24 protein-coding genes and 3 riboswitches are annotated in these 25,860 nt (G+C 70.2%); of the genes, 12 read left to right on the plus strand and 12 right to left on the minus strand.

Annotated features, from left to right (window positions below; translation table 11 throughout):
* Positions 1-2 precede the first annotated feature (2 nt).
* From QTI68_RS13135 to QTI68_RS13145, 3 genes are all read left to right on the plus strand, one after another.
* Positions 3-3,302 (plus strand): carboxyl transferase domain-containing protein, encoded by a 3,300-nt coding sequence (locus QTI68_RS13135; protein WP_286521959.1) that lies wholly within the window; start codon positions 3-5, stop codon positions 3,300-3,302.
* Positions 3,303-3,346: 44 nt separating this feature from the next.
* Positions 3,347-4,084, plus strand: coding sequence for an SGNH/GDSL hydrolase family protein (locus QTI68_RS13140; RefSeq protein WP_286521960.1), 738 nt, complete (start codon positions 3,347-3,349; stop codon positions 4,082-4,084).
* Between the two features lie 114 nt (positions 4,085-4,198).
* A complete protein-coding gene (locus tag QTI68_RS13145) occupies positions 4,199-4,573 on the plus strand; it encodes a hypothetical protein (RefSeq protein WP_286521961.1) in 375 nt (124 codons plus the stop codon).
* Here the strand turns inward: QTI68_RS13145 and QTI68_RS13150 are convergent.
* Genes QTI68_RS13150 through purU form a run of 3 tightly spaced genes read right to left on the minus strand, consistent with a single transcriptional unit; the run spans position 4,570 to position 6,509 of the window.
* The gene (locus tag QTI68_RS13150; protein ID WP_286521962.1) at positions 4,570-5,295 is read right to left on the minus strand and encodes an LrgB family protein; all 726 of its coding nucleotides are present in this window, start codon (positions 5,293-5,295) and stop codon (positions 4,570-4,572) included. The two genes, QTI68_RS13145 and QTI68_RS13150, sit on opposite strands and share 4 nt — an antisense overlap.
* Positions 5,296-5,299: 4 nt before the next feature.
* On the minus strand, positions 5,300-5,647 hold the full coding sequence (locus tag QTI68_RS13155) for a CidA/LrgA family protein (protein WP_286521963.1): 348 nt from the start codon (positions 5,645-5,647) through the stop codon (positions 5,300-5,302).
* A gap of 16 nt (positions 5,648-5,663) precedes the next feature.
* Positions 5,664-6,509, minus strand: coding sequence for a formyltetrahydrofolate deformylase (gene purU, locus QTI68_RS13160; RefSeq protein ID WP_286521964.1), 846 nt, complete (start codon positions 6,507-6,509; stop codon positions 5,664-5,666).
* 93 nt (positions 6,510-6,602) lie between these two features.
* Here purU and aptA point away from each other — a divergent pair, with 93 nt between their 5' ends.
* The gene (gene aptA / locus QTI68_RS13165) at positions 6,603-7,937 is read left to right on the plus strand and encodes an omega-aminotransferase AptA (RefSeq protein WP_286521965.1); all 1,335 of its coding nucleotides are present in this window, start codon (positions 6,603-6,605) and stop codon (positions 7,935-7,937) included.
* 10 nt (positions 7,938-7,947) lie between these two features.
* Here aptA and QTI68_RS13170 read toward each other — a convergent pair whose 3' ends face one another.
* From QTI68_RS13170 to QTI68_RS13180, 3 genes are all read right to left on the minus strand, one after another.
* Positions 7,948-8,757: a ChaN family lipoprotein gene (locus tag QTI68_RS13170; protein ID WP_286521966.1), complete on the minus strand. Its 810-nt coding sequence runs from the start codon at positions 8,755-8,757 to the stop codon at positions 7,948-7,950.
* Between the two features lie 26 nt (positions 8,758-8,783).
* Positions 8,784-9,062 carry a BTH_I0359 family protein gene (locus tag QTI68_RS13175; RefSeq protein ID WP_286371057.1) on the minus strand — a complete coding sequence of 93 codons (279 nt, stop codon included), beginning with the start codon at positions 9,060-9,062 and terminating at the stop codon, positions 8,784-8,786.
* 115 nt (positions 9,063-9,177) lie between these two features.
* Complete coding sequence (locus tag QTI68_RS13180; protein ID WP_286521967.1) at positions 9,178-10,323, minus strand: DUF3108 domain-containing protein; 1,146 nt, start codon at positions 10,321-10,323, stop codon at positions 9,178-9,180.
* 100 nt (positions 10,324-10,423) lie between these two features.
* On the opposite strand from QTI68_RS13180, the gene QTI68_RS13185 reads away from it, so the two are divergent.
* Complete coding sequence (locus tag QTI68_RS13185) at positions 10,424-11,431, plus strand: fumarylacetoacetate hydrolase family protein (protein WP_286521968.1); 1,008 nt, start codon at positions 10,424-10,426, stop codon at positions 11,429-11,431.
* Positions 11,432-11,434: 3 nt separating this feature from the next.
* On the opposite strand, the gene QTI68_RS13190 is transcribed toward QTI68_RS13185, so the two are convergent.
* The gene (locus tag QTI68_RS13190) at positions 11,435-12,205 is read right to left on the minus strand and encodes a helix-turn-helix transcriptional regulator (protein ID WP_286521969.1); all 771 of its coding nucleotides are present in this window, start codon (positions 12,203-12,205) and stop codon (positions 11,435-11,437) included.
* A gap of 94 nt (positions 12,206-12,299) precedes the next feature.
* Between QTI68_RS13190 and QTI68_RS13195 the strand changes: the two genes are divergently transcribed.
* From QTI68_RS13195 to QTI68_RS13205, 3 genes are read left to right on the plus strand one after another with little or no spacing between them, the layout of a single operon-like run.
* Complete coding sequence (locus QTI68_RS13195; RefSeq protein WP_286521970.1) at positions 12,300-14,045, plus strand: FAD-dependent monooxygenase; 1,746 nt, start codon at positions 12,300-12,302, stop codon at positions 14,043-14,045.
* Positions 14,042-14,248, plus strand: a complete 207-nt coding sequence (locus tag QTI68_RS13200; protein ID WP_286521971.1) for a DUF2783 domain-containing protein — start codon at positions 14,042-14,044, stop codon at positions 14,246-14,248. Before QTI68_RS13195 ends, QTI68_RS13200 begins: the two co-directional genes overlap by 4 nt.
* Positions 14,249-14,300: 52 nt before the next feature.
* A complete protein-coding gene (locus QTI68_RS13205; RefSeq protein ID WP_286521972.1) occupies positions 14,301-15,278 on the plus strand; it encodes a Bug family tripartite tricarboxylate transporter substrate binding protein in 978 nt (325 codons plus the stop codon).
* Between the two features lie 56 nt (positions 15,279-15,334).
* On the opposite strand, the gene QTI68_RS13210 is transcribed toward QTI68_RS13205, so the two are convergent.
* Positions 15,335-16,522 (minus strand): toxin-antitoxin system YwqK family antitoxin, encoded by a 1,188-nt coding sequence (locus QTI68_RS13210; RefSeq protein WP_353506425.1) that lies wholly within the window; start codon positions 16,520-16,522, stop codon positions 15,335-15,337.
* Complete coding sequence (locus tag QTI68_RS13215; protein ID WP_286521973.1) at positions 16,519-16,929, minus strand: VOC family protein; 411 nt, start codon at positions 16,927-16,929, stop codon at positions 16,519-16,521. Before QTI68_RS13215 ends, QTI68_RS13210 begins: the two co-directional genes overlap by 4 nt.
* Before the next feature lie 135 nt (positions 16,930-17,064).
* Here QTI68_RS13215 and QTI68_RS13220 point away from each other — a divergent pair, with 135 nt between their 5' ends.
* Positions 17,065-17,763 (plus strand): PhaM family polyhydroxyalkanoate granule multifunctional regulatory protein, encoded by a 699-nt coding sequence (locus QTI68_RS13220; protein ID WP_286521974.1) that lies wholly within the window; start codon positions 17,065-17,067, stop codon positions 17,761-17,763.
* A gap of 10 nt (positions 17,764-17,773) precedes the next feature.
* Positions 17,774-19,042: an FIST signal transduction protein gene (locus tag QTI68_RS13225; RefSeq protein WP_286521975.1), complete on the plus strand. Its 1,269-nt coding sequence runs from the start codon at positions 17,774-17,776 to the stop codon at positions 19,040-19,042.
* Here the strand turns inward: QTI68_RS13225 and QTI68_RS13230 are convergent.
* The 3 genes from QTI68_RS13230 to QTI68_RS13240 all read right to left on the minus strand — a co-directional run bounded on the left by QTI68_RS13230 (position 19,003) and on the right by QTI68_RS13240 (position 22,911).
* Entirely contained in the window at positions 19,003-20,319 is a 1,317-nt protein-coding gene (locus QTI68_RS13230; protein WP_286521976.1) for a D-amino acid dehydrogenase, read from the minus strand. The two genes, QTI68_RS13225 and QTI68_RS13230, sit on opposite strands and share 40 nt — an antisense overlap.
* Positions 20,320-20,407: 88 nt before the next feature.
* Positions 20,408-20,517, minus strand: a riboswitch (glycine riboswitch).
* A 15-nt stretch (positions 20,518-20,532) separates the two neighbouring features.
* A riboswitch (glycine riboswitch) is annotated at positions 20,533-20,618 on the minus strand.
* A gap of 3 nt (positions 20,619-20,621) precedes the next feature.
* Positions 20,622-21,851 (minus strand): FAD-dependent oxidoreductase, encoded by a 1,230-nt coding sequence (locus QTI68_RS13235; RefSeq protein ID WP_286521977.1) that lies wholly within the window; start codon positions 21,849-21,851, stop codon positions 20,622-20,624.
* 79 nt (positions 21,852-21,930) lie between these two features.
* Positions 21,931-22,038, minus strand: a riboswitch (glycine riboswitch).
* 138 nt (positions 22,039-22,176) lie between these two features.
* A complete protein-coding gene (locus tag QTI68_RS13240; RefSeq protein WP_286506498.1) occupies positions 22,177-22,911 on the minus strand; it encodes a helix-turn-helix domain-containing protein in 735 nt (244 codons plus the stop codon).
* Positions 22,912-23,036: 125 nt separating this feature from the next.
* Here QTI68_RS13240 and QTI68_RS13245 point away from each other — a divergent pair, with 125 nt between their 5' ends.
* Positions 23,037-23,906, plus strand: coding sequence for a hypothetical protein (locus QTI68_RS13245; protein WP_286521978.1), 870 nt, complete (start codon positions 23,037-23,039; stop codon positions 23,904-23,906).
* Between the two features lie 3 nt (positions 23,907-23,909).
* On the plus strand, positions 23,910-25,856 hold the full coding sequence (locus QTI68_RS13250) for an MFS transporter (protein ID WP_286521979.1): 1,947 nt from the start codon (positions 23,910-23,912) through the stop codon (positions 25,854-25,856).
* The last annotated feature ends 4 nt before the right edge of the window (positions 25,857-25,860 follow it).

Below are 25,860 nucleotides of genomic sequence, written 5' to 3' on the forward strand. Positions count from 1 at the left end.
ACATGCTGAAGAAAGTCTTGATCGCCAACCGGGGCGAGATCGCGGTCCGGCTGGTGCGCGCACTGCGCGATCTGGGCATCGCGAGCGTCGCGGTGCATGCCAGGGACGACGCCGAAGCGCTGCACGTGCAACTGGCCGATGCCGTGGTGCCGCTCGATGCGACCGGCCCCTCTGCCTATCTCGACGGCGCAGCGCTGATCGCGATCGCGCGCGAGCAAGGCTGCGACGCGGTGCACCCGGGCTACGGCTTCCTGAGCGAGCGCGCCGACTTCGCGCAGGCCTGCGCCGATGCCGGCCTGCGCTTCATCGGCCCGACCCCCGGGCAGCTCGCATTGTTCGGCGACAAGGCCCGCGCGCGGGCGCTGGCCGGGCAGTGCGGCGTGCCGGTGATGCCGGGCAGCGCCGGCGCGGTGACCCTGGCCGAGGCGCAGGCCTTCTTCGCGGTGCAGCAGGCCGATGGCGCGGGCGTCATGGTCAAGGCCATCGGCGGCGGCGGCGGCCGCGGCATGCGCGCGGTGCTGAACGCAGCCGATCTGCCCGAAGCGCATGCGCGATGCACCTCCGAGGCCAAGGCAGCCTTCGGCGTCGATGGGGTCTACGTCGAGCGCCTGATGCGCAACGCGCGGCACATCGAGGTGCAGGTGCTCGGCGACGGGCAGGCGGTGGCGAGCCTTGGCGAACGCGAATGCACGCTGCAGCGGCGCTTCCAGAAGCTGGTCGAGATCGCGCCCAGTCCCTCGCTGTCCGAGGCATTGCGCCTGCAGGTCACCCAGGCCGCGCTGCGCATGGCCAAGGCGGTCGGCTACCAGAGCCTGGGCACCTTCGAATTCCTGGTCGACGAGCGTTCGACGACGCTGCCCTTCGTTTTCATCGAGGCCAATCCGCGTCTGCAGGTCGAGCACACCGTGACCGAGGCGGTCACCGGACTCGACCTTGTCCAACTGCAGGTCGGCATCGCCAACGGCGAGACGCTGGCCGACCTCGCGATCGAGGCCGACCGCACGGCAGCCCAGCGCGGCTTCGCGGTGCAGTGGCGCATCAATGCCGAGACCCTCGATGCCGAAGGCCAGGCACGGCCGTCGGCCGGCACGCTGGCGCGCTTCGACCTGCCGGCCGGCCCCGGCGTGCGCGTCGACACCCATGGCTACGCGGGCCTGTCGCCTTCGCCGCACTACGACACGCTGCTGGCCAAGCTGATCGTCCATTCGTCCTCGCCGCGCTTCGCCGACGCGCTGCGGCGCTCGCTGCGGGCGCTGGAGGAATGCCGCATCGAGGGCATCGCCACCAATCTGCCGCTGCTGCGCGCGATCGCCGGGCGGCCCGAGTTCGCGACCCAGGCGGTGCACACGCGATTCGTCGAGGCGCATCTGGCCGACCTGCTGGCCGCTGCGGCGCGCATCGATGCAGCGGACGCCAAGCTGGCGCGCAGCGCGCCCCTGCGTGCCGAAGCCGGCTTGCCGGTCGACGAAGACGACGCCCTGGTGGTCAAGGCGCCGATGCCCGCGAAGCTGGTCCAGTTCGAGGTCGATGTCGGCGACCTCGTGCCCGCCGGCGCGCAACTCGGCGTGCTCGAAGCCATGAAGATGGAGCATCTGCTGCACGCGCCCTTCGCCGGCCGGGTCGTCGCGCTGCTGGCCGCGCCGGGCGACTACCTGGTCGAAGGCCAGTCGCTGGTGCGCATGGACGCCGTCGATGCGCAAGTGGTCGAGACGCAGGCGCAGGCCGCGCACGACCTCGACCAGGTTCGTCCCGACCTGCAGAAGGTCATCGACCGCCACGCGCCGACGCTCGACGCCAACCGCCCCGCCGCGGTGGCCAAGCGCCATGCGCAGGGCGGCCGCACCGCGCGCGCCAACATCGCCGACCTGTGCGACCTGGCGGACGATCCCGGCAACTTCAGCGAGTACGGCGCGCTGGCGATCGCCGCCCAGACCCGTCGCCGCTCGCTCGAGGACCTGATCGCCAACACGCCGGCCGACGGCATGGTGACCGGCATCGGCAGCATCAACGCGCGGCAGTTCGGCCCCGAGAAGTCGCGCGCCGTGGTCATGGCCTACGACTACACGGTGCTGGCCGGCACGCAAGGCATGCGCAACCACCACAAGACCGACCGCATGCTCGGCATCGCCCACCAGCTGCGCCTGCCGGTGGTGCTGTTCGCCGAGGGCGGCGGCGGACGGCCGGGCGACACCGACATGCCGATCGTGGCCGGCCTCAACAACCACACCTTCAGCCAGTTCGCGGCGCTGTCGGGCAAGGTGCCGGTGGTCGGCATCGTGCACGGGCGCTGCTTCGCGGGCAATGCGGCGCTGCTCGGCTGCGCCGACGTGATCATCGCCACCGAGGCCAGCAACATCGGCATGAGCGGCCCGGCCATGATCGAGGGCGGCGGCCTGGGCAGCTTCGCGCCCGAGCAGATCGGCCCGAGCAGCGTGCAGTCGCGCAACGGCGTGATCGACATCCTGGTCAAGGACGAAGCCGAGGCCGTGGCCGCCGCCAAGCAATACTTGTCGTACTTCCAGGGCGCGACCGCCGAGTGGCAGTGCGCCGATCCGCGCGCGCTGCGGCATGCGGTGCCCGAGAACCGGCTGCGCGTGTACGACGTGCGCGCCGCGATGCGCGGGGTCGCCGACACCGGCTCGCTGCTCGAGCTGCGCGCCGGCTTCGGCGCCGGCATCGTGACCGCGCTGGCCCGCATCGAGGGCAAGCCGGTCGGCCTGCTGGCCAACAACCCGCACCACCTGGGCGGTGCGATCGACGTCGAGGCGGCCGACAAGGCGGCCCGCTTCATGCAGCTTTGCAACGCGCACGGCCTGCCGCTGGTGGCGCTGTGCGACACGCCGGGCTTCATGGTCGGCCCCGAGATCGAGGCCCAGGCGCAGGTCCGCCACGTCTGCCGCATGTTCATGGTGGCTTCGCACCTGCGCGTGCCGTATTTCGCGGTGGTGCTGCGCAAGGGCTATGGCCTCGGTGCCCAGGCCATGACCGCCGGCGGCTTCGACGCGCCGGTGTTCACGGTCGCCTGGCCGACCGGCGAGTTCGGCGCCATGGGGCTCGAAGGCGCCGTCCGGCTCGGTTTCCGCAAGGAACTCGAAGCCGCGCCCGAGGGCGCCGAGCGCGACGCGCTTTTCAAGCAGCTGGTGGCGCAGCAGTACGCCAACGGCGAGGCGATCCACATGGCGCAGACCCTCGAGATCGACGCGGTCATCGACCCCGCCGACACGCGGGCCTGGCTGGTGCGCGGGCTGGCTTCGGCGTCGGCGCCGCGCGAGCCGGCGCAGGCTTACGTCGACACCTGGTAGGGGCCCGCAAGCGCGGGGCGCGGCATCCGTACACTGCGCGTTGCATGAAGCTCTTTTCAAGACGACGCGCCGCACTGCGGCTTGGCGCCCTGCTGGTCGCCTCGCAGGTTCTGGCCTCGGCCTGGGCCGCCGATGCCGGCGTGGTGGTCGCCTTCGGCGACTCGATCACCGCGGGCGCCGGTGCGGTCGAGGAGCAGGGGCGGCCGGTCCGCTATCCCGATCGCCTCGCGGCGCGGCTGCGGGCCATGCCGGGCGACGCCGGGTCCACGGTGGTCAACGCGGGCATCTCGGGCAATCGCCTGCTGGCCGACGGCGTCGGTACCAAGGGCATCGCCCGCTTCGCGCAGGACGCGCTCGCGCAGCGCGGCCTGACGCACGTCGTGATCCTGATCGGCATCAACGACATCGGCTTCAGCGTGCCCGAAGGCGCGGCCGGCCCGATCCGGGGCCAGCCGGCAGCGGAGGAGATCACGGCAGGCCTCGAGCAGCTGGTCCAGCAGGCCCGCGCCCGCGGGGTCAAGGTGCTGCTCGGCACGCTGCTGCCGTTCAAGGGCTCCTCCTACTGGAGCAAGGAGAAGGAGTCGCGCCGCGACGCCGTCAACCGCTGGATCCGCAGCCGCCGCCATGTCGAAGCGGTGGTCGACTTCGATGCCGCGATGCGCGACCCTTCCGATCCCCAGGCGCTGAAGGCGGCCTACGACAGCGGCGACCACCTTCATCCGGGCAATGCCGGCTATGCCGCGATGGCGGACGCGATCGACCTGCGGGCGCTGCGCAAATAGGCTTCCGGCGGCACGCGCAGGCGTCACACCTCTACACAAGACTTCGTCCGTGGCTTACAGCAGGTTCACATGGCGCAGGGAGGATGAAGGCTCCAACAACTCGAAGGAGTCCTCATGAAGAAACTTGCAGTCAGCCTCGCCGTCGGTGTCGCCTCTCTGTTGTCGCTCGGTGCCGCCGTGGTGCCGGCCACCGCGCAGGCCCAGCCCGGCGTGGTCGTCCGCGTGGCGCCGCCGCCCCCGCGTCCCGAACACGTGCCGCCGCCGCGCAGGGGCTACGTCTGGGCGCCGGGCCACTACGAGTGGAACGGACACCGCTATGTGTGGAACAAGGGCACCTACATGCGCGCGCGCAACGGCTATGCCTATCGCTCGCCGCAATGGGATCAGCGCGATGGACAGTGGGAGTACCGGGGCGGTGGTTGGGACCGTGACCATGACGGCGTGCCGAACGGCCAGGATCGCCGCCCGGACAATCCCAACCGCAGCTAGAACAGCTTGAACACCAGCGGCATCAGCAGGGCGGCCAGCACGACCTGCATGCCGAGCGCCAGCCCGGCATAGGCGCCGGCGTCGGCGTTGACGTGCAGGGCACGCGCCGCGCCGATGCCGTGGGCCGCGGTGCCCAGGCCGAAGCCGCGGGCGGCGAAACCCGTGGCGTCGGTGCCGATGCGCAGCGCATCGAAAAGATACTTGCCCGACAGCGCGCCGATCATGCCCGTGAGCACCGCGAACACCGCCGACAGCGCCGGGATGCCGCCGATCTTTTCCGAGATGCCCATGGCCACCGGCGCGGTCACCGACTTGGGGGCCAGCGACAGGACGACGTCGTGCGGCAGGCCCACCGCCCATCCCAGGGCCACGGCCGACCCTCCCGCGGCGGCGCCGCCGAGCAGCGAGGCCAGCAGCAGCCGGCCGAAGCGGGCCCGAAGTTCGGCGCGCCGCTGCCACAGGGGCCAGGCCAGGGCGACCACGGCCGGGCCCAGCAGGAAGTGGATGAACTGGGCGCCCGCGAAGTAGGTCGGGTAGTCGACCCGGGTGGCCAGCAGGCCGCCGGCCAGCACCACCACCGACCACAGCACCGGATTGGCCCAGGGCGCGCCGCCGGCGCGCGTGTAGGCCGCGTTCGCCAGCAGGTAGACGACCAGGGTCGCGGTCAGCCCGAACAGGGGCGTGGCCGAGAGGTAGATCCAGAGCTCGACGAAGCGCGGCATCCGACTAGCCCCCGCGGCGGCGGTCGGGCCAGTAGAGCACCAGCGCGGTCACCGCCAGGCCGATCCAGGTCGACAGCGCGATCACCAGCAGCATCCGCCCGCCGTACTGCCCGAGCAGCGCGAGGTGCGTCATGACGCCGACGCCGACCGGCACGAACAGCAGGGAGAGGTGCGCGAGCAGGAAGCCGGCGCATTCGGCCACCGGCTCGCGCACGATCGCGAAGCGCAGTCCGGCCAGCATCAGCATCATGCCGAGCACCGGCCCGGGCAGCGGCAGCGACAGGCCGCGCGAGAGCAGCTCGCCGACCGACTGGAACACCAGCAGCCAGGCCATCCCGCGCAAGCCGTTCATGGGCCGGCCCGCGCGCCTACTTGAAGACCACCGTGCGGTGGCCGTTGAGCAGCACCCGGTGCTCGCTGTGCCACTTGACGGCGCGCGCCAGCACCTGGCTCTCGGTGTCGCGGCCGCGGGCGGTCAGCGCCTCGACCGTGTCGGTGTGGTCGGCGCGCTCCACGTCCTGCTCGATGATGGGGCCCTCGTCGAGGTCGGCCGTCACGTAGTGGGCGGTGGCGCCGATCAGCTTCACGCCGCGGTCGTGCGCCTGGTAGTAGGGCTTGGCGCCCTTGAAGCTCGGCAGGAACGAGTGGTGGATGTTGATCGCCCGGCCGGCCAGCTTGCCGCAGAGGTCGTTGCTGAGGATCTGCATGTAGCGCGCCAGCACCACCAGGTCGGCGCCTTCGGCCTCGATGATCTCGAGCTGCTTCGCCTCGCCCTGCGCCTTGGTCGCGGCGGTCACCGGGATGTGGTGGAAGGGCACGTTGTAGCTCGCCGCCAGCTGGTAGAAGTCGCGGTGGTTCGAGATGATGGCGCGGACGTCGATCGACAGCAGGCCGCTTTTCCAGCGGAACAGGAGGTCGTTCAGGCAATGGCCTTCCTTGCTGACCAGGATCACGGTCTTCATCGGCTCGGCGGCGGCATGCAGTTTCCAGCGCATGTCGAAGTCGGCCGCGAGGGCGGTGATCTGCTCGCGCAGGACGTTCTCCCCGTGTTCGCAGGCGAAGCGCACCCGCATGAAGAACAGGCCGGTGCCGTGGTCGTTGTACTGCGCCGCTTCTTCGATGTTGCCGCCGCGCTCGAGCAGGAAGCCGGAGACGGCGTGCACGATGCCCGTGCGGTCGGGGCAGGAGAGGGTGAGGATGTACGCGGGGTTCATAAGGCCGCACATTGTCGCAGGGCCTGCCGCGGGCCGCGGCTGGTGCCAAAATGCCCCGTTCCTCGACCACCCGAACTCAGCAGGAGTGAATTCATGGCCTTCAACGACTTCAACATGGACAACCAGTGGTTGCCCTTCACGCCCAACCGCTCGTTCAAGAAGGACCCGCGGGTCTTCGTCGCGGCCGACGGCATGGAGTTCACCACCCATGACGGCCGCAAGGTGGTCGACGGGATCTCGTCGCTGTGGTGCGTGGGCGCGGGCCACAACCGCAAGCCGATCAACGAGGCGATCAAGAAGCAGCTCGACACCCTCGACTACGCGACCGCCTTCCAGGTCAGCAACGACCGCGCGTTCAAGGCGGCGGAGATGATCGCGGCGATGGCGCCCGGCGACCTCAACAAGGTGCTGTTCTGCAATTCGGGCAGCGAAGCCGCCGACACCTCGATGAAGGTCGCGCTGGCCTACCACCGCGCCCGCGGCGAAGGCCATCGCAACCTGTTCATCGGCCGCGAGAAGGGCTACCACGGCGTCGGCTTCGGCGGCATGTCGGTCGGCGGCATCCCGGGCAACCGCAAGGTGTTCGGCTCGGCCTTCCTGCCGCGGGTGGACCACATGCGCTTCATCCACGACCCGGTCAACCACGCCTACATCCACAACCAGGAGCCGGTCTGGGCCGACGACCCGCTGGCCGACCTCGAGCAGCGCATCCTGCCGCTGCACGACCCGAGCAACGTGGCGGCGATCATCGTCGAGCCCATTGCCGGGTCGGCCGGCTGGTACGTGCCGCCCAAGGGCTACCTGCAGAAGCTGCGCGAGATCTGCGACAAGCACGGCATCCTGCTGATCTTCGACGAGGTCATCACCGGCTTCGGGCGCATGGGCACCAACTTCGCGTCCGACTTCTACGGCGTGGTGCCCGACATGCTGAACTTCGCCAAGTGCGTGACCAACGGCGTGATCCCGCTCGGCGGCGTGATCTGCCGCGACAAGCTCTACGACGAGATGATGAAGACCTCGGCGCCGGAGCACGTGGTGGAGTTCTTCCACGGCTACACCTACTCGGGCCATCCGGTGGCCTGCGCGGCGGCGATCGCCACGCTCGACCTGTTCAAGGAGGAGCAACTGTTTGCACGGGCCGGAGAGATGGGCAAGGTCCTCGGCGATGCCTTCCACAGCACCTTCAAGGGCCTGCCGAACGTGATCGGCATCCGCAGCCTGGGCCTGGCCGCGGCGGTCGAGCTGGCGCCGATCGCCGGGGCCCCGGGCAAGCGGGCCTACGACATCTTCGTCGATTGCTATCACAAGGGCGCGCTGGTGCGGCCCGCGGGCGACGTGCTGGTGATCGCGCCGCCCTACATCGTCGAGAAGTCGCACATCGACACGCTGGTCAACACGCTGGCCGACGCGATCAAGGCGAAGGCCTGATCAGGGCGGCTCAGCTGGCCGGGCGGGGCGGCGGCGGCTTGACGCCGGCACAGTAGTCCTGCTCCGGCAAAGCCGGCGTCGGCCAGACGGCGTCGAAGGCGCGGTCGGCCTCGTCGGGCGGGCCGGCCCGCATCCGCACCGCCTTCACCGAGACATCGGTGGGCAGGTGCTGCGGCACGCCCAGCTGCTTGTTGCCGTGGCCGGCGCCGCTCACGAGCAGCACGGTCTTGCCCGGCACCCTGGCCTTGACCACGGCCTGCGCCATGGCGCGGTCGCGGGCGATCTGGATCCGGGTCATCGGCGCGATCTGGGATTCGGGCAGCAGGTTGCAGTGGCCGCTGCGCACGGCCTGCTGCTGTTCGGTGCGGGCGGCTTCCGGCAACTGCGCATCGAGCGAGACGTCGGCCATCGCGTCCTTCATGTGGGCCCGCTGCAGGTTGGCGCCGATCACCGGCACCCCCGCCCGCACGGCGGCCATGACCACCGGGCCGTAGGCGGCCCATGGCCAGCCCTTGTCGTTCCAGCCGAGCGCGGTCTGCACCTGGGCTTCGGTCGCGTCGGCCGGCAGGTGGCCCGTGCTGTTGCCTTCCTCGGCCATCTCGAGCGCCAGGGCGGCGAGGCGGCCGCCTTGCGCCAGCGCCACCACGGTCTCGCGTTCGATCACCTGGTGCTCGGCGGCATCGTGCTGCTCGCCCAGCAGCAGGGCGTCGGTCGGCAGTTGGGCGGCGGCGCGGCGGGCGATCGGCACCTGGGCGTCGCCGGGGCCCGGCGATGCACAGGCGGTCAGCAGCGCCGCGGCGACGGCAACCAGGCTGCGCATGGCGGGGCGTTGCGCCGGCTCCGTGCTCAGTGGACCAGGACGGGAGTGTGCGCTAACTCAGCGTAGCCTTCGAGGGTGTCCTCGACTTCTTCCTGGGTCGGCGTGTTGAGCTGCCAGGCGGCAATCTGCTGCTGGAACAATTCTGCCCAGGAGCCATCGAGGTAGACCTCCTTGCCCGAGCGCTTGTCCACGATCTCGAAGCCGTGGCGTGCCAGCACCGGCAGGTGGGGCGCCGCGGGCGCCTCGCCTTCGGTCGGCTGCACGTGCACGACGACGAAGGAGTCGGAGTCGTAGAGCATTTGCATGTCGGGTCCTGTGAGGATGTCGATGGCATTCATGATGGTTAGATAGCAATCAACGCGCCAGTTTCAATATGCAGCGTTGCGTTGTAGGCACCCGCCTGTTACTGCGTGTTATTTGTCACGGATTCGACGACTGGCTGCGCAGCTGGAGGTCGATGAGGTCGCCATTTGGCTGGGTCTGCCGGATCCGCACCGGGAGCCAGCCCAGCACCGGCGCCAGCCACAGTTCGATCCTGTCGTCGCCGGGCTTGCGGGGGTTGCGCGTGAGCCTGCGGGCCTTGAACTCGCCGGCCGGCACGCCGACCTCCTCCTCGCCCTCGACATTGAAGGTCCAGATCTCGGCATCCTGGGTCCCGACCGTCTGGACCGCGATCACCGCGCCGGGCGGGTAGTGCGCCGTGTTGCCGGCCATCAGGGCGCCGAGCTGGAGCACGACGCTGAGCCGGTCCTGCGCACCAGCGAGGAGCATCTCGCTCGGGACGTTGCCGCTGAACAGCACGCGCCTGTTGTCGCGGTCGAACAGCGAGACGGTCTCCGTCCTGCGGGTGTCCGAGAAGCGCAGGGGCTCGATGCCGGTCGGCCCGATGCGCCCGGTGCTGTGCTGGCTGCGCAGGGTCTTGAACAGGAAGGTCCAGGCCAGGCGGAGGTCGTACTGGCTGCCGTCCTGCAGCCAGACCAGTTCGCCGAACACGCCCTGCAAGGGCTGGGCGCCTTGCTGCGCCGTGGCGGCGAAGCGCAGGCGCACCGAACCGGGGACCTGGGCTTCCACCGAACCGGCGATCTGGCCGGCCGCGTCGCTGCCGGCACCCGTGTTCGAGCCCGCGGCCCCCGCGGCACCCGACCCCCCGGGGGCGGGCGCGCCGGCTTCCTGCGGCTGCGCCTCGCCGGTGTCGGGGCTCGTCGCGGCGTCGGGGTCGGCCGCCGCCATCTCGGCGGGCGCCGGCCGTTCGATGGCGGGCGCGGGTGCCGGCTCGACGGCGGGGCGCGGGCGCGGCACGGGCCGGGGCCGTAGGGGCCGGGGCGGCGGTGGCGGGACGGCCGCTGGCGGTGCCGCGCTGGCCGGTTCGGCGGCGGGCGGCGGCGCGATGACGATGCTGCGCGTGATGAAGGTCTGGGCCAGCGGCGAGGGCCGCGGCCCCGAGCCCAGGGGCGCCAGCCCCAGCAACGCCAGGTGGACCAGCACCACGGCCGCCGTCAACAACGCCAGCCCGCGCCACGGCGGGCGCGGAAAGCCGGGGTCGACGGACAGGGTGGGGGAGGGCATCGAGGATGGAGTGGACGCCGGACCGGAGGTTCACCTCGGTACACTGCCGCCCGTCCACTCAGTTTAGTTGCGTGTGCCCTGCCGGCATCCGCCGCCACCCATGAAACTTGCCACCCTCAAAGACGGTTCGCGCGACGGCCAGCTGGTCGTCGTCGCGCGCGACCTGGCCAGCGCCCACTACGCCACCGGCATCGCCAGCCGCATGCAGCAGGTGCTCGACGACTGGGGCTTCATGAGTCCGCAGCTGCAGGATCTCTATGACGCGCTCAACGCCGGGCGGGCCCGCCACGCGTTCCCCTTCGATCCGGCGCAGTGCATGGCGCCGCTGCCGCGCGCCTACCAGTGGGCCGACGGGTCGGCCTACCTGAACCACGTCGAACTGGTGCGCAAGGCGCGCAACGCCGAGGTCCCCGCGAGCTTCTACACCGACCCGCTGATGTACCAGGGCGGCAGCGACGACTTCATCGGTCCCTGCGATCCGGTGGTGGTGGCCAGCGAGGCCTTCGGCATCGATTTCGAGGCCGAGATCACGGTCGTCACCGGCGACGTCAGGATGGGCGCGACGGCGGCGCAGGCGCTGGACGGTATCCGGCTCGTGATGCTCGCCAACGACGTCAGCCTGCGCAACCTGATCCCGGCCGAACTGGCCAAGGGCTTCGGCTTCTTTCAGAGCAAGCCGGCCACCGCCTTCAGCCCGGTGGCCGTGACGCCGGGCGAGCTGGGCGAGGCCTGGCAGGGTGGCCGCGTGCACCTGCCGCTGCAAAGCACCTGGAACGGCCGCAAGGTCGGGATGTGCGATGCGGGCGAGGAGATGACGTTCCACTTCGGCGAGCTGATCGCGCACATCGCCAAGACCCGCAACGTGCGCGCCGGCAGCATCGTCGGCAGCGGCACCGTGAGCAACAAGGGCGTCGAGAAGAAGGGCCGCATGGAATGGCCGAAGGGCTACAGCTGCATCGCCGAGAAGCGCTGCATCGAGACCATCCAGGACGGCCAGCCCAGCACCGAGTTCATGAAGTACGGCGACACCATCCGGATCGAGATGAAGGATGCGGACGGGCAGTCGGTGTTCGGCGCGATCGACCAGGAAGTGGTGGCGGCGAGCTAGCGCTCAGGCGCTCCGCATCAGTTCCTTGAGGGTCCGCAGCCCGAGCCGACGGAACGCACGGTATTGGTGCGTGCGCACCGTCGTCAGCTCGATCCCGATCTCGCGCGCCGTCTCCTTGGCGGTCTTGCCGGCCAGCAGGTGGCCGATCACCTCTCGCTCGCGCAGGCTGAGCGCCAGCAGGCGCGAGGCCAGTGCCGGCTCCGCGGCCTCGCGGGCGGCGACGGCGCTGCGGCCGTGGGCGGCGGTGGCGTCGGCCAGCAGCGCGGCGTGGGCTTCGAGCAGCGCGAAATCCGCCGGCCCGAAATCGGGCTGGGCCAGGCTGCGATAGAAGCTCACCGCCGCACGCTGCCCGCTCGGCAGCAGCAACAGCACCGAGCTGCGCTCGCGGATGCCGACGTCGCCGTAGCAGGCGGCACGGTAGGCGGCATCTTCGACCTCCTCGGCCCGGTGGTGCCCGAGCCAGAGCTGCGGCCGCTTCGGCAGCTTGCGGCCCGCCAGCCAGGCCATGTGCGGGTCGAGCCGGTCGAAACGCTCGGCCACGTAGCGCTCGGCGGTGCGCTCCGCCGTGTTGCCATAGCTGCTGGCCGCCGAGAGGGTCTCGATGCGGCCGTTGGCGCCGGCCGCGAAGACCGTGCAGAAGGTCACCGGCAGCACCTGGTGCATCGCCGCCAGGTAGCTGGCGGCCAGGTGCGCGGTGCCGATGCCGGCCAACACGCTGCCGACCACCGGCGCCGCCAGGCTCCCCTCGTGGCTGCGGACGGGCCAGCGTCTCATGGGAGGCGGCGACACATGAAGTGGCAATTAAGGGTAATCACTTCGTACAAAGTTACGACACGGGCGGGAAGAACGCATCCGGACAATCCCCTGCATGAACACCGCTGCCGCGACCCCTCCCGCCGCCCGCGCTGGCGACGCCGCCACCGGCCCGATCCCGCCGGTCGGCGTCGAACTGCCGCCCTCGGTCGGCGCCTTCCACTACACGCGCTTCGCGCCTTCGCTGCCGCCGCTGGTGGGGGGCGTCGAAGCCGGCCTGCATCCGGTCGTGATCGCCGGCGGCGGCCCGGTCGGCATGGCGCTCGCGCTCGGGCTCGCGAACCATGGGGTGCGCAGCGTGGTGCTCGAGGCCGACGACACGGTCTGCGTCGGCAGCCGCGCGGCCTGCATCTCGCGCCGCAGCCTCGAGATCATCGAGCGCCTCGGCGCGCTGCCGGCCTTCCTGGCGAAGGGCCTGCCCTGGACCGGCGGACGCAGCTTCTACAAGACCGAAGAGGTGTTCCGCTTCGAGATGCCGCACGACGAGCGGCAGAAGCTGCCGCCGATGATCAATCTCGAGCAGTACTACATCGAACAGTACCTGCTCGACGAGATCGAGCGCCGCAACGCCGCGGCGCCGGGCCTGGTCGACATCCGGTGGGGCAGCACGCTGACCGGGATCGAGGAGGAGGCCGACGGACTGCGGCTGTCGGTGCGCAACGCGCTCGGCGACCATGCGCTGCGCGGCCAATGGCTCGCGGCCTGCGACGGCGGCCAGAGCTTCGTGCGCAAGTCGCTCGGCCTCGAGCTGGTCGGCACCGGCTACGAAGGCCGCTACGTGATCATCGACATCGAGCTGCACAGCGGACATCCGACCGAACGCCGCGCCTGGTTCGACCCGCCGTGGAACCCCGGCTCGACGGTGCTGATGCACAAGCAGCCCGACGACATCTGGCGCATCGATTACCAGCTGCGCGCCGGCCAGAGCACCGAGGAGGCCCTGCAGCCCGCGGCGGTGCAGGAATTCGTGCAGCGCCACCTCGATGCGATCGGCGAAGGCCACCTGCCCTGGCACACGGTATGGACCTCGGTCTACCGCGCCGGCGCGATGACGCTCGAGCGCTACCGGCACGGGCGCGTGCTGTTCGCCGGCAACGCCGCCCATGCGATGCCGATCTTCGGCGTGCGCGGCCTCAACTCGGGCTTCGACGATGCCGACAACCTGGCCTGGAAGCTGGCGCTGGTGGCGCGCGGCGTGTCCGATGCGGCGCTGCTCGACAGCTATTCGCAGGAGCGCATCGCGGCCTTCCACATCAATGCCGAGAACGCGATGCGCAGCACCGAGTTCATGTCGCCGCCCTCGCGCGGCTTCGACCTGCTGCGCGAGGCGGCGCTGTCGCTCGCGGGCGCGCACCGCGGCATCGCCAACCTGATCAATCCGCGCCAGACCCAGGCCGTGGGCTACGAGGGCTCGATGCTGTCGAGCCCGGGCGACGAACTGGCGCAGGGGCCGCAGCCCGGCGAGGCCCTGCCCGAGCAGGCGCTGGCCGACGGCTCGCACCTCACCGACCGGCTCGGCGCGGCCTTCACCGTGCTGCTGCTGAACCTGCCGCCGGCGGACGACGCCCTGCGTGCCGAGGTGGCGCAGGCGCAGGCCGGCCCGTTGCCCGTGGCGCTGTGCGCGCTGTCGCCGCAGGACGCCGACCCGCAGGTGTTCGAAGCGCTCGGCGCGCGGCAAGGCGCCGTCTATCTGCTCCGCCCCGACGGCCACGTGGCGGCGCGCTGGCGCCGGCCGCCCCCCGGCGCGCTGCGCCAGGCCCTGGCGCGGGCGGCCGCGCTGACCCCCAAGGAGCCCGCATGACGACCGCCCTGCCACCCGAGGCGCGCGATCGCGTCTACGCCGAATGCGCACGCGCCATCAGCGAGGCCGGCCCCGAGCGGGAGTCGCTGTTCCTCGCCCGGCTCGCGCTGCTGCTGTTCGAGCAGGTCGGCGACGAGGCGCGCTGCCGCGAGGCGCTCGCGCAAGCGATCGACGGGCTGCCGACGCCGTCGCTCTCCGCCTGAGCCCCCAGCGGAGCCCTTACATTTGAAGACATACAAACCAGGAGACTTTTCGATGGATCGCAGAACCCTGCTCACCACCCTCGCTGCCACCGCGGCCGCTGCCGCGGCACCGTGGGCGCGCGCCCAGGGCGCCTTTCCCGACCAGTTGATCAAGTGGGTCGTTCCGTACCCGGCCGGCGGCGGCACCGACGTGATCGCGCGCACCCTGTCCGAGGCGATGCGGCAGACGCTCGGCCAGCAGATCGTGATCGACAACCGCCCTGGCGCCTCGACCAACATCGGCGCCGAACTGGTCGCCAAGGCCAAGCCCGACGGCTACACGATCATGTCGGCCGACAACGCGCTGCTCGCTTTCAACGAGCACCTCTTCAGCAAGCTGCCCTTCAATCCCGAAAAGGACTTCAGCTACATCGGCGCGATCGGCAAGTTCCCGCTGGCGCTGGTCGTGCATCCGGACTTTCCGGCGCAGGACTTCAAGGCCTTCCTGGCCTATGTGAAGGCCAATCCGGGCAAGGTCAACTACGCCTCGCCGGGCAACGGCTCGCCGCACCACCTGGCGATGGAGATGTTCAAGGTCCGCACCGGCACCTTCATCACCCACATTCCTTACCGCGGCGCCGCACCGGCGATGGCCGACGTGATGGGCGGCCAGGTGCCGGCGATGTTCCTCGACCTGGCCTCGGGCCTGTCGATCATGCAGGGCAAGAAGGTGCGCGTGCTGGCGATCGGATCGGGCAGCCGCTCGAAGCTGCTGCCGGACGTGCCGACGCTGGCCGAAGTCGGCGTCGCGAATTCCGAGGTGTTCGCCTTCCAGGGCATCGTCGGCCCGGCCGGGATTCCGGCGCCGATCGTCGCGCGGCTCAATGGCGATCTCAACCGTGCCTTCACGACGCCGGCGGTGCAGAAGCGCTTCAGCGACTTCGGCATGGAGGCGATGCCGGGCTCGCCGGCTCAGTTCGCGGCGCTGTCGCGGGCGGAGTCGCAGCGGTGGGGGCCGATCATCAAGGCGGCGGGGATCAAGCTTGATTGAGACATTGCGGGACAGACCAAGGACTGCGCAGCAGTTCTTGCTCTGTCCTCAACTGATCAAGGCTTAGCGAATGCCCTCCGCGACCCATCCTCGAACACTTCGTCGTCCCGCTCCAGCTTGCCGTTGGCGTCCCAGCTGCGTTCGCGCGTGACGCGGCCCTTGTCGTCGTAGACCGACTCGGCGATGAGCAGGCCGCTGTCGCTGAATCGCTGGTGGGTGCCGATCGGGAGCTGGCGCAGGCGGTCGTTGGCCAGGTAGCGGCCGATCGCGGCGCGCTGGCCGTTGTCGTGGTATTCGGTGACCTCGATCAGGCGCGGGTTGCCGTCCACGCCATAGACCGACTTGCTGCGCGGCTGGCCGTTCTGGTAGAAGCTCTCGTCGCTCAGCGGCGATCCCGTGCTGTTCCAGCGCTGCTCGCGCACCAGCGTCCCCCGCTCGGAGAACTCCTGCTCGCGCTGCCGGACCGTGCCGCGCTCGCCCAGCAGCGAGACCACCTCGCGGCGCTTGACGCCTTCGGACGAAAAGCGCCGTTCGATGCGCTGGTTGCCCATCATCTCGTCCTGGGCCGCGGGCTTGCCGTTGTCGTAGAGCTCTTCGCTGCGCACCCGCTTGCCGGCCACGTAGGACAGCCGCGAGCGCAGGATGCCCCTGGCATCGAACAGCTCGACCCGCGAGGCTCCGCCGATGAAGCCGCACAGCTGCGCGTCGTCGGCCGCGGGCGCCAGCACCGGCTTGTCGCCGCAGCGTAGCGCCGAGAGCTGGCCGCGTTCGGTGAACTCGACCGAGGCGCGCTCGCCCGCCGCATCGGCGAAGAAGGTGACGCGGCGCAGCGACCCGTCCGGGTAGAAGATGCGCACCAGGCCCATCTCGTGACCGTCCTCGTAGGTGGCGTCGCGCAATACCTGGCCGGAGGGCGAGAACTCGCGCGCCCGGCCTTCGATGTTGCCGCGGGCATTCAGGCTGTGCTCCTTGGCGAGCTTGCCGTCCTCGTAGAAGCGCACCAGTCCCATGAAGGTGCCGCTCTGGACCTGCTGTTCGCGTACCAGCTGGCCGCTGTCGCGGTCCTTGCAACGCATCACGCCGGTCTTGCCGGCGGTGGTCGCCGCGTTGGCCGGGTTCACGGCCTGGCCGTTGAGTTCGCAATCCTGCACCGCATGGGCGGCGGTGGTGAGCAGCAACGCAGCCGCCACGCCGCCGATGCGCAGGCGCATCGGCGGGGCGGCTGGCGCGGCCGACAGGGTCATGCGTCGTAGACGGTGTCCAGCGACCGGAAGCCCTTGGCTTCGATCGGATTGCCGAAGGGGTCGCAGAAGAACATGGTCCATTGCTCGCCCGGCAGGCCCTCGAAGCGCACCTGCGGCTTGAGCACGAAGTCCATGCCCGACGCCTCGAGCCGCTTCGCCAGTTCCTGCCAGGCCGGCAGCTCGAGCACGATGCCGAAATGCGGCATCGGCACCATCACCTCGCCCACGCGGCCGGTGCGCGCGGTGGCGAAGGGCTCGCCAAGATGCAGCGAGATCTGGTGGCCGAAGAAATCGAAGTCGACCCAGGTGTCGGTGCTGCGGCCTTCTGCGCAGCCCAGCACGCCGCCGTAGAAGCGGCGCGCCTGGTCGAGATCGCGGACATGGAAGGCGAGATGGAAGATGGACATGTGTCTTTCTGTGTCTGTTTGGGCATTGTCCACAAGCCGGGCCCTCATGGCGAGTGCCGGATGCCGTCGGGCGCCCAAAAGCCCTGACGCTTGGAGTAAGCTGCCAAGACAAGAAACACAGACCCGGAGCACGCCATGAGCGACGCCAGCAAGCCCTTCGCCTTCAGTCAGTTCGTTCCGGGCTTCGACTTCCTCAAGAATCTGACGGGCGGCGCCAGCGCCTCGCCCGGCGCCGTGCCCGGCCTGCCGAGCCTGTCGAGCTGGGTGGCGCCGACGCTGAGCATCGAAGAGGTCGACAAGCGCATCCAGGAGCTCAAGACGGTGCAGTACTGGCTCGAGCAGAACGGCCACGCGCTGAAGGCGACCATCCAGGCGCTCGAGGTGCAGAAGATGACGCTCTCGACCTTGCGCGGCATGAACGTCCGCATGGAAGACCTCGCCAACGCCTTCACCCGGCCGGCCGCGCCGGCCCCGTCCGCCGCGCCCGAACCCGAACCCGAAGCGCAGCCGGAGGTCGAAGAGCCACCGGCGCCGAAGCGCGCCAAGGCCGCCGCCGCCCAGGACTCGGCTGGCGTCGTCGATCCGGTCCAGTGGTGGGGTGCGTTGACCCAGCAGTTCCAGCAGATCGCCAGTTCGGCATTGCAAGAGGCCTCCCAGCTGAAGATGCCGGTGATGCCGCAGCCGCTGGGCGATCACGCGGGCCCGGGCGCAGCGTCCGCACCGGCCCGGGCCGCCGAGAGGCCGGCCGCCGCCGCCAAGAAGGCACCGGCCACGCGCCGCGGCGCCAGCGCGTCCGCCAAGCGGCCTGCGCCGGCGCGCAAGCGCGCGGGCTGAAAGGCCAGACATGAAGCTGTTTCCGAGCGGGCACGCCACCCATCCGCAATGGCGCATGGCGGCCGGCCTGGTGCTGGCGCAGCTGCGGGCGCAGATGGCGCTGCCGGACTACGCCCGCGCGCCGTCGCTGGGCCTGCTCTACATCACCGACCACTACGGGGAAGATGCCCAGGAGATCCTCGACCACCTGGGGGCCGAACTGCCCGAGATCACCGACTGGACCGGCACCGTGGGTGTCGGCGTGGCCGCCAACAACGCCGAGTACTTCGACGAGCCGGCGCTCAGCGTGATGCTGTGCGAGCTGCCGAGCGACCAGTACCGGGTGTTTTCCGGCGTGGCGCCGCTGGCCAGCTCCGAAATGAGCGGTTTCGCGGCCCACACGGCGCTGGTCCATGCCGACCCGCGGACGCCCGAACTCGGCGAACTGATCGCCGAGATGGCGGACCGCACCGACACCGGTTATTTGTTCGGAGGCCTGTCCTCCGGGCGGGTCGGCTCGCTGCAATTCGCGATCGGCGGCAATGGCAACATCCGCGGACATGGTGCGGTCGGCGGCGTGTTCTCGGGCGGCCTGTCGGGCGTGGTGTTCGGCGAGGGCGTGCGGCTGGTCTCGCGCGTGACCCAGGGCTGCCAGCCGGTCTCGCGCGAACGCGAGATCACCGAGGCCGACGGCAACCTGCTGCTGGCGCTCGATGGCGAGCCCGCGCTCGACGTCCTGCTGGCCGACCTGCGGGTCTCGCTCGATGCCCCCGAGCAGGCGATCGACGCGGTCCGCGCCACCCTGGTCGGACTGGTCGAGGCCGGAAGCGACGGCGTCCGGCGCACCGGCGATCTCGGCGCCGACGTCCGGGTACGCCACATCATCGGCCTCGACCCGACGCGTCGCGGCGTGGCGATCGCCGACAACGCCGAGACCGGGATGCGTCTGAGCTTCTGCCGCCGCAACGCGCAGGCCGCGCGGGCCGACCTGATGCGCGTCTGCGCGGAGATCCGCGAGGAGCTGGAGCCGCAGGAGCAGACGCTCGCCACCGCGCGCGAAGTCGCGGCCGGCGAGGCCGAGGCCGCGCCGCATCCGGCGCGCCGCATCGCGGGCGCCATCTACGTCAGCTGTTCGGGCCGCGGCGGGCCGCATTTCGGCGCCCCCGGTGCCGAGCTGCAGATCGTGCGCCATGCCCTCGGCGATGTCCCGCTGGTCGGCTTCTTCGCCGCCGGCGAGATCGCCCGCAATCACCTCTACGGCTACACCGGCGTGCTGACCGTCTTCACCGCCGGGGACTGAGCCGCTGCGCGCAGCCCGGTGAACGCGAAGTCGACTTCCGGCTTCAGCCCGCTCACGATCCGCGCGATCGACTTGCCCGAGCCGCAGGCGTGGGTCCAGCCCAGCGTGCCGTGGCCGGTGTTCAGGAACAGGTTCGGCAGCCGGGTGCCGCCGATCAGCGGCACGTTGCTCGGCGTCGCCGGGCGCAGTCCGGTCCAGAACTGGGCTTCGGATGCCTCGCCGGCGCCGGGGAACAGTTCCTCGACGCGCCGCACGATAGCCTCGCAGCGCACCCGGTTCAGGTCGCGGTCGTAGCCGTTGAGCTCGGCGGTGCCGGCGATCCGCAGCCGGTCGCCACCGGCCGAGGTGTAGCGCGAGAACACCAGCTTGAACTCGTCGTCGGTCAGCGAGACCTGGTGCGCCCTGGACGCATCCTTGACCGGCATCGTGACCGAATAGCCCTTGGCCGGATAGATCGGCAGCCGGATGCCCAGCGGCGCTGCATAGAGCGGGCTCAGCGAGCCCATCGCCAGCACGAAGGCATCGCCGCGGATGCGCTGGAAGCGGCCTTCGCTGTCGGTCGCCTCGACATGGTCGATGCTGCCGCCGGCCTCGCGCAGCGCGGTCACCGTGTGGCTCATGAGAAAGCGCACGCCGGCCGTCTCGGCCAGCTTGACCAGCTCGCGCGCGAAGCGGTTGGCATCGCCCGATTCGTCTTCCGCCGTGTAGGTCGCACCGGCCAGCTGCGGGCGGATGTGGGCGAGCGCGGGCTCGAGCTTCACCGCCTCGTCGGCCGAAATCACGCGCCGGTCGCAGCCGAGCGCGCGCATCTGCTCGGCTGGCGCCAGCGCGGCGTCGAACTCCTTTTGCGTCGTGTAGAAGTGCAGGATGCCCTGGGTCCGCTGGTCGTAGGCCAGGCCGGTGTCGCGCCGCAGCTGCTGCAGCGTGTCGCGGCTGTAGGTGCCCAGGCGCACGATCTGCTCGATGTTGTGGCGGGTGCGTGCCGGCGTGCATTCGCGCAGGAACTGCAGGCCCCAGAGCCACTGCCGCATGTCGGCGCGGATGCGGAACATCAGGGGGGCGTCTTCCTTGCCGAGCCATTGCAGCACCTTGAGCGGCGCCCCCGGATTGGCCCAGGGCTCGGCATGGCTGACCGAGATCTGGCCGCCGTTGGCGAAGCTGGTTTCCGCCGCCGGCGTGGCCTGGCGGTCGATGACGGTCACTTCGTGGCCGAGTTGCTGGAGGTAGTAGGCCGAGGTCACGCCGAGCAGGCCGGCGCCAAGAACGATCACGCGCATATCGAGAACCCTTGAAGGTTGCAGCGCTCGGACGCGACGGTTCGGATTGCCGACGGGAACGAAGGCAACCGGACCGGAAGTCCGAGTTGCCGCTCCCCCTGTCCTCGGTACCTGAGAGATTCACCCGCTGCGCCCGCAGCGGGTTTGCTCCTTCGGTGCATCACGCGATGGGCGTGATGGCTCTCCAGACGGCTTTGACAGTTGGTGCAGTACAGGCCCATCACGTGGGCCGACCTGAGCGTTTATGGGAGTTTGCGCCTTCGGTGGGGCCCGTGGGCCCGCTCTCCTGCAGTGGGCGGATTCTAAGGGCGCCGGAACGCGAAGTCGAGTTCGGGCCGCAGGCCGCTGACGATGCGCGCGATCGACTTGCCGGCGCCGCAGGCGTGGACCCAGGTGCGGGTGCCGGGCGCGGTGTTCAGGAACAGGTTGGGCAGCCGGGTCTTGCCGATCATCGGCAGCCGGTTGATGCTGACCGCGTGCATCGCCGTGTCGAAGCTGGCCCGGCTCGCGTCGGCCACGCCGGGCAGCAGCATCTCGGTGCGGCGCACGATCGCCTGGAAGCGGTCGGAGTCGGGTTCGGCCTCCTCGTCGAGTCCGGCCATCACGATCGCATGGACCCGCAGCTGGTCGCCGGCCGGGGTTTCGATCCGCACGATGCGCAGCTTGCCCTGGCGGTCGCGCAACGCGATGCGCGGCGCCATGGCGGGATCCAGGATCGGCATCGTGACGATGTATTCGCGCACGAAACGCAGCGGCATGTCGATGCCGAGGTCTTCCGCGTGCGGCACGCTCGCGGCACCCAGCGCCAGCACATAGGCCTGGCCGCGCAAGGTGGTGGTCCGGCCGGCGCCATCGAGCAACTCGACATGGTCGATGCGACCGTCCTGCTCCTTGAGCGCGACCACCGTGTGGCGGGTCATGAAGCGCACCCCGGCGGCGCGGCACAGGAAGACCAGGCCGGCGGCGAACTGGGCCGGGTCGCGCGCCGGATCCTCTTGCGCGTAGGTGGCCCCGACCAGCTTGCTGCGCATGGCCGCCAGCGCCGGTTCCAGGCCAATGGCCTCGTCGACCGACAACAGCCGCTCCTCGCAGCCCAGCCCCGACCAGTGGGTGGCGTTCGCCATCCGGGCCCGAAAGGCCTCGGGGTCGGTGAACAGGTTCATGAGGCCGGCCGTGCGCGCGCCGTGCGGCACGCCGGTTTCGTCGCCCAGGGCGCGCGCGCTCTTGCGGCTGTAGGCGGCCAGGCGCACCAGGTGATCGAGCGGATCGCGCTTCGGCGGCGTGCCGACGGCGCGGTCGATCAGCCGGGCGAAGCCGCGGCGGATGCCGCTGCGCAGCTTCGAGAGCTTCTTGCCGCGCCGCTTCGGCGGCGCGGTCGCAGTCGCTGCGCCGGGACGGGCGGCAGCGACGCCGCGCGCCTTGGCCGCCGGTGTCGCATGCCGATCGACCACGATCACTTCGTGGCCCAGCTGTTGCAGGTAATAGGCCGAAGTCACGCCGAGCAAGCCGGCGCCAAGTACAACCACGCGCATGTCCGAATCCTTGTGGGAGGGCATGAACGGCGGGCGTTAGCGCTTACTGTGGCAAGCGGCAAGACCCGGGGTTCAGATTGCCGCTCCCCCTGTCTCTGTTACCTGAGAGTTTCACCGCGCTGCGACCGGCAACGGGTTTGCTCCTTCGGTGCACCACGTGGCGTGGTGACTCTCCAGTCGGCGATTGATCACGAATAAGGCAGTGCCTGAACCGCTGCGGGGGCGGTTCACCTGAGCGTTCATGGGAGATTGCGCCATCGGTGGGACGGATGCGTCCGCTTTTCTGCTGGGCGAATCTTACAGAAGAAACCGGTTTCTGTGTTTTTCAGGCCCGGCGCAGGCGGGTGAACAGTTCGAACTCCCAGTTGCGCATGCCCAGCAGCAGCGTGTAGCCCTCGCGCTCCTTGGGCGACAGCTTCTGGTCGGTCTGGTGCTGCTGGGCGAAGTCCTGCGCCACCCGCTGGAGCCGGTCGAGGAAGGCCGGCGCCAGCGACTTGCTGATCGATCCGTGCACCAGCAGCAGCCCTTCGGCCGGGCCGTCGAAGCCGCCGCGGTAGTAGTCGAGCACCACGTTCTCGCGGAAGAAGTCCATCACCGGCCCGTGCGGCCGCCAGCGAAAAGTCTTGGCGAGCTTGAGCCGGTAGCGGTTCAGCGGCCGCAGCTCGATGATGCCGATGCGGTCCAGCTGGGCCAGGTGGCCGATGCACTCGGCCTCGGTGATCCGGTAGGCGCCGACGATCTGCTCCAAGGTCCACTGGCTCAGCACGCAGATCGCCAGCAGCAGCAGCTTCTTGTCCTTGACCACCGCCTTTTCCTGTTCGAGCGTGAGCTCCTTGAGCAGCGGCTGGGCGTCGGCCACCCGGCGCGCCAGTTCGGCGAAGTCGATCTTCAGGGCCCGGCAGATGGCGTCGACCCGGGTCAGCGGCATGTCACCCTTGGCCAGCATCCGCTTGACGCTGGACTCGGCCATGTCCAGCGACTTGGCCAGGTCGGCATAGGTCATATGGGCGGACTTGAGCTCGTTCTTGAGGGCATTGACCAGGTCGACGGTGGTACTCATGGGCAGAGGAAGTATTGCGGATTGATACCCGAGGTGGTGAAAAAGTGCGCCGTATCGATTCTCGATGCCGTCCGGTGGGTTGACAACCTAGATTCCAGTCCCACGCGCACCCATCGGAGCCTGCCATGTCCCTGCCGTCCCTGCCGTCGCTCACCCGTCGTGAACATTCCCTGCTGGCGCTGGCCGTGCTGCTGGTCAGCGCCGCGGTGCTCGGGCCCTCGGTCGCGGCCCCGGCGCTGGGCGGCGCGCCCTTCGCCGATGGCCAGTCCTGGCGCACGCTGCCGAACGCCATGGACGTGCTCAGCAACCTGCCTTTCGCGGTGCTGGGCATCTGGGGCCTGCGCTGGCTGCATTGGCTGGACCGTGCCCACGAGCGGCTGCAGGACGCCGCGCCGCTGCCCCAGGCGCTCGCGCAGCCGCCCTTCAATGCGCTGGACTGCGCCTGGATGTTCTTCGCCGGCCTGATCCTGACCGCGCTCGGCTCGGCCTTCTACCACCTGCAGCCCGACGACCTGCGGCTGGCCGCGGACCGCGCCGGCATGGCGGTGGCCTTCTCGGGCCTGGTCGGCTTCGCGGTCTGCGAACGGGTCAGCGCCCGCGCCGGCTGGCCGGCGGCCTGGTTCACGCTCGGGGGCGGGCTGCTGGCGGCGGCGGTCTGCCACCTGGACGGCAATGCCCTGCCCTGGGCCGTGGTGCAGTTCGGCGGCATGGCCCTGGTGCTGGCGCTGGCGCTGTGCCGGCCGGTGGCGGGCGCCATCGGCCTCAAGCTCGGCTGGGTGGTGTTCTTCTATGCCCTGGCCAAGCTGTTCGAGCTCGCGGACCAACCCATCTTCGAGGCCACGCGGCACCTGGTGTCGGGCCACAGCCTGAAGCACCTGACGGCGGCCCTGGCGGCGCTGCCGGTGCTGCACGCCCTGCAGGTGATGGGGCGGCGGACGCTGCGGCACAATTCGCACGCCGCTTCCCTGCGAACGCGCTCCGCCGCCTCCACCTGAAACATGACGCCCACCACCGAAGCTGCCTCCGCCAGCCTGCCCGAAGGCCACGCCAACCAGTTCGCGCTGTTGCGGCAGCGGCGCTTCGCGCCCTTCTTCTGGACCCAGTTCTCCGGCGCCGCCAACGACAACCTGTTCAAGTTCGCCTTCACGGTGATGGTGACCTACCAGCTGCAGCTGGCCTGGATGCCCCCGGCGATGGCCGGGCTGGCGATCGGGGCGCTGTTCATCCTGCCCTTCCTGCTGTTTTCCGCCACCGCGGGACAGCTCACCGACAAGCACGACAAGACGAAGATGATCCGCTTCGTCAAGAACCTCGAGATCGCGATCATGGCGATCGCGGCCTGGGGTTTCCTGCGGGCCGACGCCGTGGTGCTGCTCGGCTGCGTCTTCCTGATGGGGCTGCACTCGACCCTGTTCGGCCCGGTCAAGTTCGCCTACCTGCCGCAGGTGCTGGCGCCACGCGAATTGACCGGCGGCAACGGCATGGTCGAGATGGGCACCTTCGTCGCCATCCTGCTCGGCCAGGTGGCCGGCGGGCTGCTGGTGGCCCTGCCGCAGGTCGGCCATGCGACGGTGGCCGTGGCCTGCCTGCTGCTGGCGCTGGCCGGCCGCGGGGTGGCGCAGGCGATCCCGCCGGCGCCGGCCACCGACCCGGGCCTGAAGATCAACTGGAACCCGGTCAGCGAGACCTGGCGCAACCTGAAGCTCGCGCACGGCAACGTGGTGGTGTTCCGCTCGCTGCTGGGCATCTCGTGGATGTGGTTCTTCGGCGCGGTCTTTCTGGCCCAGTTCCCGAGCTTCGCCAAGGAGGTGCTGCACGGCGACGAGCAGGTGGCCTCGCTGCTGCTCGTGGTGTTCTCGGTCGGTATCGGCGCCGGCTCGCTGCTGTGCGAGACGCTCAGCCGCCGCCAGGTCGAGATCGGCCTGGTGCCGCTCGGCGCGATCGGCATGAGCGTGTTCGCGATCGACCTGTACTTCGCCTCGCGCGGGCTGCCGGCCGCCGCGCAGATGGGGCTGGGCGCCTTCACGGCCCAGCCGGCGCACTGGCGCGTGATGGCCGACCTGGGCCTGCTGTCGCTGTTCGCCGGGCTCTACAGCGTGCCGATGTATGCGCTGATCCAGATGCGCAGCCAGCCCACCCACCGGGCCCGCATCATCGCGGCGAACAACATCCTGAACGCGCTCTTCATGATCGCCAGCTCGGTCATTGCCGGCGCGCTGCTGAAGGCCGGCTTCACGATTCCGCAGATCTTCCTGTTCACCGGCATCGCCAACGCCGTGGTCGCCTTCTACATCTTCATGCTGGTTCCCGAGTACCTGCTGCGTTTCGTGGCCTGGGTGCTGTCGCGCTTCGTCTACCGCTTCGACATCCATGGCCAGGAGCACATTCCGGAGGAGGGCGCCGCGGTGCTGGTCTGCAACCACGTCAGCTTCATCGATGCCGTGCTGCTGATGGCCGCCAGCCCGCGCCCGATCCGCTTCATCATGGACCACCGGATCTTCCGCGTGCCGGTGCTCGGCTGGCTGTTCCGGCTCGCCAAGGCGATCCCGATCGCGCCCCAGAAGGAAGACCCGGCGGCCTACGAGCAGGCCTTCGCCGACGCCGTCCAGGTGCTGCGCGAGGGCGACCTGCTGGCGATCTTTCCCGAGGGCGCGATCACGCGCGACGGCAGCCTGCAGCCCTTCAAGGGCGGCGTGATGAAGATCATCGAGGCGGCGCGCGCCGAAGGCATGGAGCCGCCGGTGGTGCCGATGGCGCTGACCAATCTCTGGGGCTCCTACTTCAGCCGGATCGAGCAGCGCGACGGCCAGCAGGTGGCGATGGTGCGGCCGTTCCGGCGCGGCCTCTTCAGTCGCGTCGGCCTGCGCGTCGGCAGCGCCATGCCCCGCGCCGAGGTGCAACCCGAATCCCTCCAGCGGCGCGTCAGCGTGCTTCTCGGCACCTGACGCC

The sequence above is a fragment of the Variovorax sp. J31P207 genome, from assembly GCF_030316965.1.
GTDB classification, from domain to species: domain Bacteria; phylum Pseudomonadota; class Gammaproteobacteria; order Burkholderiales; family Burkholderiaceae_C; genus Variovorax; species Variovorax ginsengisoli_B.

What these genes read in the sequence shown, in the direction of transcription:
- QTI68_RS13135 (WP_286521959.1), top strand. Translation starts at nt 3, where the DNA reads ATGCTGAAGAAAGTCTTGATCGCCAACCGGGGCGAGATCGCGGTCCGG.
- QTI68_RS13140 (WP_286521960.1), top strand. Translation starts at nt 3,347, where the DNA reads ATGAAGCTCTTTTCAAGACGACGCGCCGCACTGCGGCTTGGCGCCCTG.
- QTI68_RS13145 (WP_286521961.1), top strand. Translation starts at nt 4,199, where the DNA reads ATGAAGAAACTTGCAGTCAGCCTCGCCGTCGGTGTCGCCTCTCTGTTG.
- QTI68_RS13150 (WP_286521962.1), bottom strand. Translation starts at nt 5,295, where the DNA reads ATGCCGCGCTTCGTCGAGCTCTGGATCTACCTCTCGGCCACGCCCCTG.
- QTI68_RS13155 (WP_286521963.1), bottom strand. Translation starts at nt 5,647, where the DNA reads ATGAACGGCTTGCGCGGGATGGCCTGGCTGCTGGTGTTCCAGTCGGTC.
- purU (WP_286521964.1), bottom strand. Translation starts at nt 6,509, where the DNA reads ATGAACCCCGCGTACATCCTCACCCTCTCCTGCCCCGACCGCACGGGC.
- aptA (WP_286521965.1), top strand. Translation starts at nt 6,603, where the DNA reads ATGGCCTTCAACGACTTCAACATGGACAACCAGTGGTTGCCCTTCACG.
- QTI68_RS13170 (WP_286521966.1), bottom strand. Translation starts at nt 8,757, where the DNA reads ATGCGCAGCCTGGTTGCCGTCGCCGCGGCGCTGCTGACCGCCTGTGCA.
- QTI68_RS13175 (WP_286371057.1), bottom strand. Translation starts at nt 9,062, where the DNA reads ATGCAAATGCTCTACGACTCCGACTCCTTCGTCGTCGTGCACGTGCAG.
- QTI68_RS13180 (WP_286521967.1), bottom strand. Translation starts at nt 10,323, where the DNA reads ATGCCCTCCCCCACCCTGTCCGTCGACCCCGGCTTTCCGCGCCCGCCG.
- QTI68_RS13185 (WP_286521968.1), top strand. Translation starts at nt 10,424, where the DNA reads ATGAAACTTGCCACCCTCAAAGACGGTTCGCGCGACGGCCAGCTGGTC.
- QTI68_RS13190 (WP_286521969.1), bottom strand. Translation starts at nt 12,205, where the DNA reads ATGAGACGCTGGCCCGTCCGCAGCCACGAGGGGAGCCTGGCGGCGCCG.
- QTI68_RS13195 (WP_286521970.1), top strand. Translation starts at nt 12,300, where the DNA reads ATGAACACCGCTGCCGCGACCCCTCCCGCCGCCCGCGCTGGCGACGCC.
- QTI68_RS13200 (WP_286521971.1), top strand. Translation starts at nt 14,042, where the DNA reads ATGACGACCGCCCTGCCACCCGAGGCGCGCGATCGCGTCTACGCCGAA.
- QTI68_RS13205 (WP_286521972.1), top strand. Translation starts at nt 14,301, where the DNA reads ATGGATCGCAGAACCCTGCTCACCACCCTCGCTGCCACCGCGGCCGCT.
- QTI68_RS13210 (WP_353506425.1), bottom strand. Translation starts at nt 16,522, where the DNA reads ATGACCCTGTCGGCCGCGCCAGCCGCCCCGCCGATGCGCCTGCGCATC.
- QTI68_RS13215 (WP_286521973.1), bottom strand. Translation starts at nt 16,929, where the DNA reads ATGTCCATCTTCCATCTCGCCTTCCATGTCCGCGATCTCGACCAGGCG.
- QTI68_RS13220 (WP_286521974.1), top strand. Translation starts at nt 17,065, where the DNA reads ATGAGCGACGCCAGCAAGCCCTTCGCCTTCAGTCAGTTCGTTCCGGGC.
- QTI68_RS13225 (WP_286521975.1), top strand. Translation starts at nt 17,774, where the DNA reads ATGAAGCTGTTTCCGAGCGGGCACGCCACCCATCCGCAATGGCGCATG.
- QTI68_RS13230 (WP_286521976.1), bottom strand. Translation starts at nt 20,319, where the DNA reads ATGCGCGTGATCGTTCTTGGCGCCGGCCTGCTCGGCGTGACCTCGGCC.
- QTI68_RS13235 (WP_286521977.1), bottom strand. Translation starts at nt 21,851, where the DNA reads ATGCGCGTGGTTGTACTTGGCGCCGGCTTGCTCGGCGTGACTTCGGCC.
- QTI68_RS13240 (WP_286506498.1), bottom strand. Translation starts at nt 22,911, where the DNA reads ATGAGTACCACCGTCGACCTGGTCAATGCCCTCAAGAACGAGCTCAAG.
- QTI68_RS13245 (WP_286521978.1), top strand. Translation starts at nt 23,037, where the DNA reads ATGTCCCTGCCGTCCCTGCCGTCGCTCACCCGTCGTGAACATTCCCTG.
- QTI68_RS13250 (WP_286521979.1), top strand. Translation starts at nt 23,910, where the DNA reads ATGACGCCCACCACCGAAGCTGCCTCCGCCAGCCTGCCCGAAGGCCAC.